The 8836-nt window shown below is 42.8% G+C and carries 5 protein-coding genes; 1 reads left to right on the forward strand and 4 read right to left on the reverse strand.

The window, feature by feature from the left end; translation table 11 throughout:
- Positions 1 to 258 precede the first annotated feature (258 nt).
- The 3 genes from ACJ751_RS26970 to ACJ751_RS26980 form a co-directional block, all read right to left on the reverse strand.
- On the reverse strand, positions 259 to 1098 hold the full coding sequence (locus tag ACJ751_RS26970) for an SDR family oxidoreductase (protein WP_407748645.1): 840 nt from the start codon (positions 1096 to 1098) through the stop codon (positions 259 to 261).
- 486 nt (positions 1099 to 1584) lie between these two features.
- The gene (locus ACJ751_RS26975) at positions 1585 to 2484 is read right to left on the reverse strand and encodes a helix-turn-helix domain-containing protein (RefSeq protein WP_407748646.1); all 900 of its coding nucleotides are present in this window, start codon (positions 2482 to 2484) and stop codon (positions 1585 to 1587) included.
- A 147-nt stretch (positions 2485 to 2631) separates the two neighbouring features.
- A complete protein-coding gene (locus ACJ751_RS26980; RefSeq protein WP_407748647.1) occupies positions 2632 to 4014 on the reverse strand; it encodes a serine hydrolase domain-containing protein in 1383 nt (460 codons plus the stop codon).
- A gap of 147 nt (positions 4015 to 4161) precedes the next feature.
- On the opposite strand from ACJ751_RS26980, the gene ACJ751_RS26985 reads away from it, so the two are divergent.
- On the forward strand, positions 4162 to 7059 hold the full coding sequence (locus ACJ751_RS26985; RefSeq protein WP_407748648.1) for a triple tyrosine motif-containing protein: 2898 nt from the start codon (positions 4162 to 4164) through the stop codon (positions 7057 to 7059).
- A 576-nt stretch (positions 7060 to 7635) separates the two neighbouring features.
- Here the strand turns inward: ACJ751_RS26985 and ACJ751_RS26990 are convergent.
- The coding region (locus ACJ751_RS26990; protein WP_407748649.1) for a M56 family metallopeptidase at positions 7636 to 8836 on the reverse strand (1201 nt) is incomplete at its 5' end.

Here is an 8836-nt window from a genome sequence, read left to right on the forward strand (position 1 = left end):
TCCCGCAATACAAGGCATGGCAACATGCTAACACCCGGAAGGGTTACTGGCACACCGCCAACAGTTGGATACTGTCCACGACAGCCACTAACACCCGGTTGAGAGATGCGGGCTTTCTATTCTTCACGGACTGTTACCTGAATGCGCGTTTACTAAATTAGGGAACCGCCGTATACCGAACGGTACGTACGGTGGTGGGAGAGGTCGGCGTAGGAACTAATCCTACGCCACCTACTCGATTTGCGGATTGTTATTTAACTATTGGTCAATATCGGTTGACGTAGCCAGCTCTTTTACTGCGGCCATATCATCCAGTACTGCTTTAATTTTGGCGTCGGCAAACTGATAAGCATCCTTGCCAAGGAATACATGCAGCGGTGGTTCTTTTTGTTCGGCAATTTCAATCATAACGGTTGCGGCTTTGGCTGGGTCACCGGCCTGGTTATGGTTGATGCTTTGCTGGTGTGCATCTTGCGTTTCACGCACCAGTTTATACTCGCCGATCTCATTTTTGGGCACACCTAATGAGCCGGCCAGGAACTGCGTTCTAAAATATCCAGGCGAAACAATAGAGACTTTTATGCCGAATGGTTTTACTTCAGCAGCCAGCGATTCAGAAAAGCCATGCATGGCAAATTTAGTAGCAGTATAACTTCCGAAACCAGGGAAGGCGCCGGTAAAACCAGCAATTGATGCAATATTGAAGATATGCCCGGATCTTTGTTTGCGCAGGTAAGGCAACACTTTGCGGATCACATTCAATACCCCAAATACATTCACGTCGAAATTTTCTCGTACTTCTTCATCAGACAATTCTTCCAGGCTGCCTAACAGGCCATAACCGGCATTGTTCACTACAACGTCAATAGCGCCAAAATGGGCAATGGTATCCTGGATACTTTTCTCAACGCTTTTTTCATTTGTCAGATCAACAGCTAGAGGAAGAAAGGCTTCGCTGTTATCACCTACTGCCTGTTGCAGTTCGTTGATGTTACGTGAAGTTGCTGCTACCCGATAACCTGCTTTCAATAATGTTTTTACCAGAACTAGGCCCAGACCTTTTGAAGCGCCGGTAACAAACCATATTTTCTTATTCATACTAAGTTGTTTTTTCTTTTGTAAGATTTTTAATTGTTGTTGCTCGTTCATGAACTGATGAGGCAAAGTTATGTAGAGAGGTAGTGTGGGTTATTATAGCTTTCAAACACAAAGTTGCATTATTCAAACATGGGTGTGAGTTGACAAGTTAACAGGTTAACAAGTTAACAAGAAAGAACGCTTAAGTAAGTGAGAAAGGAAGTAAGAGTGGGGTAGGTTGATAGGGTTTATGGAGTTGATAAAGGAAAATACAGGCAGAGTGTGATTTGCGTTTTTTAGATGCGCTGCGAGGAAGTGTTGAAGGGTAGAGGGCAAAAAAGTAGGAGGAAAGAACTGCTGGACAATTCTTTCCTCCTAATTCTTACTTAATTCATTCAGCCTATATCACATGTCAATTAGTTAACTTGTCAACCTATCAACTTGCATTTAACCTGGTCAACTCGTCAACTGGTTAACTGGTCAACTCTCCCCAAGTCATCACGAAAGCTAATTACGAAACGACGACGGCGTCATACTCGTCTGCTTCTTGAAAAAATGATTAAAGTGCGCCGGTTCCTCAAACCCCAGGCTATAACCGATCTCGGAAATATTCCAGTTAGTGTGTTTTAATAATGTCTTTGCTTCACTTATCAGCCGGTCAAATATATGATCGGTGGTTGTTTTACCGGTAGTAAGGCGGATGGCGCGGTTAAGGTGATTGACGTGTACCGATAATTGTTCTGCAAAATCGCGGGCTGAACGTAAGGTGAATCGCTGGGTGGGTGATTCAATCGGGAACTGCCGTTCTAACAATTCGGTAAAAACAGCCGTGATGCGTGCATTGGCATCTGTATGCTGATACAGGGTTTCCGTAGGCTGCATCTTCAACGCATAATGGATCATCTCCATAATGTAGTTGCGAATGAGATCGTACTTATATACGTAGTCCGATTTCAATTCATCGATCATCTTATCAAATATCTGGCTTACAAATTTGTCCTGCGATTTATCCAATCCGTAGCTGGGTTTGTTACCCGCAATAAACATGGGGAGGTCTTTGATGCCGCCACGGATACGTTCGGTAAAAAATGCTTCCCTGAAAATGCAAAATGCGCCTTTGGGGTCATCGGTCAACGGTTGAAACGTATAGGGAACATTGGGACTGAAAAATATAAGTGTAGAGCCTGATACTTCAAGGCTTTTTTCTGCATAATGATATACATATGAACCTTGCATCAGGGCTATCTTGTAATAATCACGGCGGGTATATTCAACCGGTGTTTTACCCTGACCCACGCAATCCTCTACCTTGAATACATTAAAGTGCCCGATATCTTTTTTCAGGTTATCTGGCAACCAGTTCATTTTCTGGCGATAAAAATCTTCCAGTGTTTCTGTCTTGGCCATATCGTAAATTTAAGCAATTTGTAGTTTTAAAAGGCTGATTCGTATCAGTCCTTCCTTGTAAAATTACGACGCTCCCATGGCCGGGGCTTTATGGGATTCAAACAAAAGATTGCAAAATTCAAACAATTACTGGTTAATTTCCGGGGATCAGTTCTTTACAGCGGCGATCACCTCCCTGAGATATTTATTTTCATCAACAGTGTGAACGCCCAGGCGCACGATTATCAATTTCTTAGAAGGAATTATGAAAATGTTCTGTCCGCCATAACCGTCGGCAAAGAACATGTCGGCCGGCGCATCGGGAAACCAGCGTTTGCTGGGGTCTTTATCATCCTGTCCATTCAGCCAGAACTGGTAACCATAGCGCTGTTGTTTGTTGGAAGCAGCGGGTTGAATCGTTTCTTTTACCCAGTTTGCGGGAAGCAATTGTTCCCCGTTCCATACACCATTATTATAATAAAATAATCCAAAGCGGGCAAAGTCGCGGGCGCTGGCGTAGCTGTAAGAAGAGCCTACATAAGTGCCGGAAGCATCGGGCTCCAGCACCAGTGAATACATATTGATCTTATGAAACAAAGCCTTATAAGGAAAGCCGGCATACACGGAATCACCCACTGTATGGCGAATGATCCGGCTCAGGATGTTGGCATTGCCACTGGAGTAATAGAATATAGTGCCCGGTTCATACTTCAGTGGTAATTTGGCGGTAAAGGCGCCCATGTCGCCCCGTTTGAACAACATATTTGTTGCCTCGCTGGGGCCATTATAATCTTCGGTATAATCCAGTCCCGAAGATTGATGTAACAGATCCTTAAGCTTTATCTTTTCTTTATTGGTGTTTTGCCATTCCGGTACAGGTGCGGGTGCATCCGGATTTAGTTTGCCTGCTTTCACCAGCACACCTATAACGGCGGAGGTCAAGCTCTTGGTCATTGACCAGCCGATCTGTACTGTATTTTTATTGAACCCGGAGGCATAGCGTTCGCCAACGATGTTTCCATCATACACAACCAGGAAGGCGCGGGTATAAGCGGGAGTTCCTCTTTTAGAAGGCATTTGCATGGCGCTGTCAATGGCCTGTTGCAGGGCTTTATTATCAAAGTTGGGTGGAAGGCTGTCGGATATTTTATCACCATACGGCCAGGCAATGGAGTCCCTGTTTTGCGGGGGAATGGCGGGCAAATTAAAATGCTGATTTCGTATTTCGGCCTCAGACAAATCGTTCACCAGCGTGCAACCCACACCAGTTCTGTAAATGGCTTTTCGTTTGGCAAAACCCCATACCGAACCGGTTACCGATGAGTCTTCCCGGTTGATCGTATAGGTACCTTTGGAAACAGGAAAAAAATCCAGTTCTTCTTTCAGCACATCCGCAGGATTTCGATGTTGCAGGAAAACTGCCGAAGCCATATTTTTGGCTCCATAGCCGCTGATAATGGGGAACGACCGCCACGCATACCAGATGCCGTAGGCCAGGGCCACCAACAACAAAAACAAAACAATACGAAGGATCCTTTTAAACAGTTTCATGGTAAGGCTTTAAATAAGGCAATAAAATTCGCACATTAAAATCTATAAATTGTAAGAAATTGCCATTATGTTTATGGATCCCCTATCTCATTGCCCTATCCGTCAAAGTCATTAATTTTACAATATAAAAGAAACGAGTAGCTGCATATGAGATCATTGTTCCTGTTAATAACCGTACTGTACTTCGGGTCTATTGCATATGCGCAAAACACCATTGGTATCCCCAACATTACCAACTTCTTTAAACAGGACTACAAAGCCGGCCGGCAGAATTGGGACATTGCACAGGACAGTCGCGGCATTATGTACTTCGCCAACAACAACGGGTTGCTGACCTTTGATGGCAGCTTCTGGCGCACTTATCCAATTCCCAACGCCACTATTGTTCGTTCCCTGGCCATTGATAAAAATGACAGAATATATATTGGCGGACAGCAGGAGATTGGTTACTTCACTCCAAATGAACGCGGTGAACTGGTTTATACTTCATTACGACCATTAATAAAGGACAGTGATTATGCCGATGTATGGACCATTCAAATTGCAGAGGACCATATCTTCTTTCATGCCCACCGGAAAATATTCGATTACCACAATAGAACCGTAAAAGCATTCAATAGCACCTTCTGGAGTTTTTTAGGGTATTCCCACAATGAAGTGCTCGCATACAATTACGAAAATGGATTGGTATATTATAAAGAAGGCCAATGGGTACCGCGGGTTAAAACCGGCACCTTCCCCAATGGCACCTTGTTGAAATCGGTGATTGACCTGGGGCACGACAGCCTGCTGTTAACCTCTGTTTCAAAAGGATTGTTCATCTTGAAGGGCGATGTAGTAACGCCTTTTGAAACGCCTGATATAAAAGAGTTGGCCGCCAGGAACATTTTTGGCGCCCGTTTATTGTCGCACAATACCATTGCCTTCAATACCAATCTGGGTGGCTGTATCATAATGGATAAAAATGGAAAATTCATTCAACAGCTTACCAGGAATGAAGGCATTCAAACCAACAACGTACAAAACCTTTTTTTAGATAAAGACCAGAACCTTTGGCTGGCGCTCGACAATGGCATTGACCTGGTTTCCTATAATAATGCCATTAAAAACATTTTTCCCGAACCAATCGACCGCAATAGCGGCTATACTTCCCTTGTTCACAACAACACTTTGTACCTGGGCGTGGCAACCGGTTTGTATACAACCAGCCTGCCCGGCAACGACGGTGACATCAGCTATGCAAAAAGCTCATTCTCGCTGGTTGAAAATACAAAAGGGCAGGTCTGGAATATTTCAGAAGTGAATGGGGAAGTACTAATGGGCCATAACCTCGGCGCCTATTTAATAAAAGACAATAAAGCTGTATTGCTCGATAACAAGAACGGCTTCTGGGGCTTTCTTCCCCTGCACGACAGTTTTCCATCTTCTGTGATGATAGCAGGCACCTATAATGGGATCAATTTTTACAATTATGCCAATGGTGGTTTCACCCGCATGCTGGAAGCCAGGTTTGAGTCGGCCCGCTATATAGTAAAACATAAAAATCTCATTTGGGCTATTCACCCTTATAAAGGTATCTACATCGTTTCCTATGATGGAATGAATAAACCGGTGGTTACGAATTACAATGATAAAAAGAAATTGCTTTCCCAAAACCATAACCATCTGTACAACGTTGCCGGCCGAATGGTACTGGCCACCGATAATGGCGTTTTTGAGTTTGACGATGCCATCAATGATTTTAAACCGTCTGACTTTTTTAAAAAAGTGTTTGACGGTATAAAGGTTGAATATTTAAAGGAAGACAAAGCCGGCAACATCTGGTTTGTTAGTAATAAACGGGTAGGCGTAGCAGAGCGCAGGGATGAAAATTACCGGGTGATGTACATCCCTGAACTGGACGACAAGATCACAGTGAACGGATTTGAGAACATCAATATCATCGATAGTAACAATGTATTGATAGCAGCGGAAAGAGGGTTCTTCCATATTAATTACGCCCGGTATAAAAAAAGTAAGTACCACCTGGTTACCCTCATTAGGAATGTGCAGGTACCGGCCAGGAAGGAAGGCCTGATCTTTGGAGGGTATGCTTTATCTGCAAACAATACAGCCAGAGAATCTATTGAGTATGCTTACAACTCCCTGCATTTTGAATGCAGCGCCATTATATATGGCCAGCAACATACCATTGCTTATAGTTATTACTTAAAAGGGTTCGACAAGGGCTGGAGTGACTGGAGCCAGAAAACGGAAAAAGACTATACCAACCTGCCGCCAGGTAAATATATTTTCCAGGTAAAAAGCCGCACCAATGTGGAGAATGAATCGCCGGTAGCCAGTTTTTCCTTCACCATTTTGCCACCCTGGTACCGCAGCTGGTGGGCTTATACCTTATATGCCATATCACTTTTTGCTTTGTTGTACTGGTTCTACAAAAGACAGCAACAAAAATACCGCAAACGCGAAGCGCAAAAACTGTTGCAACAGGAACAACGCTATGCCGGGGAGCAAAAGCAATTGCAGATGATGCACGAGTTACAAATGGGTAAACGGGAAAAGGAGATCATTGAGCTGAAAAATGAAAAGCTGCAGGCAGACATTGAAAATAAGAATTCACAACTGGCTTCGGCTGCCATGAACCTGGTGCGAAAAATGGAGATCTTTTCAAAAATTAAGGACGACCTCAACGCCTTTAAAAATAATGAAGAAACCAAAGCCGGGTCAAGGGAATTCCAAAAGATCATCCGCCTCATCGATAGCGAACTCGATGTTACCCAAGAATGGGAACAATTCACCGAACATTTTGACCAGGTACACTCCAATTTTCTGAAAAAGTTGAAAGAGCAATGGCCCGATTTGACCGCCACTGAATTAAAAATGGCCGCCTACCTGCGTTTGAATTTAACCAGTAAAGAGATTGCCCACCTGATGAGCATCTCCATCCGCGGCGTGGAAACCGGTCGCTATCGCCTGCGTAAAAAACTGGGACTAACCAGCAATGAAGCCAGTTTGTACGATTTCCTGATCTCCATAACCGGGTAATTGTCTGAGTTATTTAACTGTATGATAGTCAATAATTAGTTTTTTTTGTAGAGGTTTTGACGTAGCCAAAATTTGGTTAGGGCTGCCATTTGTTTGCATATTTACAAAGAGAAAAAAAACAAACAGCTGCCATATATGCGACAAAAGCGATTGTCCTTATTGCCCATTCTGCCAAACAGGCCGCAGCCCCCAAACCCGATCAACGTACCCTATGCTAATAATTTTAATAAAACTATTATAACAAGTTACTCCTATGAAGTAGTCCCGATGTTTTTTCCAATCATGCAATCAGAACTGGCCAAAAATCCGGAATTAAATCAATACCCTGGATCATAAGCCTCTATGGTTAGCCGTCCCGGCACATCAGGACGGCTAACCTTTTTTAGCAAGGCCCTTATTCAACAGTAAAAATTAAATGCGGGTTTAACCTGCAAAGCATTTCCTTTATTAAAGAATAATAAAGAAGCCATGATGATAAGGACTTACAAGATCAGGAGTTAGTTTAGCAGTAGTATAAATAAAAAATGGGTCCGGTTGCCGCCGGCCCCATTTAATGTATAGCTAAAATATTTTAATTCATTTAATTTCTTTCAGAAAGATCTCAATTACTCCATTGGCGCCAGCTGTACCAAATTTGTCGGTAGCTGCTTTATCTTTCCAAACATTTATGGATTTTATTTGATCGGGTTCCAGTTTCTTTACTTCTTCAACACTGGTCACGTTGCCATCTACAACATACAACATGGCTTCAAGTTTAATACTTACTTTATCACCTTGTTTAGGTTGTTTGGGTGTTTGGGAAATCTCTTCAACTTTTACCTCTTGAAAAGTAGCAGTCTTAACGGCATCGGTTTTTTTAGGTTTAATGGTGGTTGACTTCCTATGTTTCTCCATAGGAATTGCCTCAACTGTAACTGATTTGACAGGTACAGTGTCGTTTTTCACAACAGAAGAAACAGCGGGTGTTGCCTTGGTTTCAGTAGCTGAAACTGACAGGGCAACAATGGCTGCAAAAGTAACGGGCAGTACCAATACCTTACGCAGGAACTTGAATCGTGCGTTGTTTGTTGTTGTTAACATAATTAATCTTCGTTTAATAGATGAATAATAGAATGCGTGAGTGGGATTGAGAAAGTGCTTTCCATAATGCGCCTGCAATAACAACTGCACAAAATCTTCCACATTGTTGTTGCCAATGGCTTCTTTATCGGCAATAAATTCATGAATGGCCTTCAGCTCTTTTTGAATGAGCCAGTTGAATGGGTTCATCCAGCAGATAGAGTTGATGATCTGGCAGAAAAGCACATCGAGCGTATGTTTCTGGTGAATATGCGTGAGCTCATGTTTAAAGATCTTTTGTCCAAAATCATCATCCAGTGAGATAGATTCTTTCCAGAACAGGTTATTTAAAAAGGAGAAAGGAGCCTGATCGAGGTTGGTATAAATAAAATCAATACCCTCCATTTCAACAACAGCCGATCTTCTTTTTAATTGATATACTTTAAAAATATTAAAGGCAAGTACCAGTAGCAGGAACAGGCTGAGGCCAATAACCCCATACAAAACAATAGCCTGCCAGGAAATAGTAGATGCATGCCCAGACGTGATCTGTTGAGTGATATATTTAAATGTTTCCAGTGAAACCGGCATAGCCTGTTTATCGATAGTGAACCAGTTGAAATTAAAAAGCGGAATAATGAAACTGCCCGCCATACTAAGCAAGAGGTAAAACCGGTTATAATAATGAAAGCTTTTATTGCGTAACGCAATCCAGTAA

It is taken from the genome of Niastella sp. (assembly GCF_045805085.1).
In the GTDB taxonomy this organism is placed as follows: Bacteria; Bacteroidota; Bacteroidia; order Chitinophagales; family Chitinophagaceae; genus Niastella.

What these genes read in the sequence shown, in the direction of transcription:
- ACJ751_RS26970 (WP_407748645.1), bottom strand. Translation starts at nt 1,098, where the DNA reads ATGAATAAGAAAATATGGTTTGTTACCGGCGCTTCAAAAGGTCTGGGC.
- ACJ751_RS26975 (WP_407748646.1), bottom strand. Translation starts at nt 2,484, where the DNA reads ATGGCCAAGACAGAAACACTGGAAGATTTTTATCGCCAGAAAATGAAC.
- ACJ751_RS26980 (WP_407748647.1), bottom strand. Translation starts at nt 4,014, where the DNA reads ATGAAACTGTTTAAAAGGATCCTTCGTATTGTTTTGTTTTTGTTGTTG.
- ACJ751_RS26985 (WP_407748648.1), top strand. Translation starts at nt 4,162, where the DNA reads ATGAGATCATTGTTCCTGTTAATAACCGTACTGTACTTCGGGTCTATT.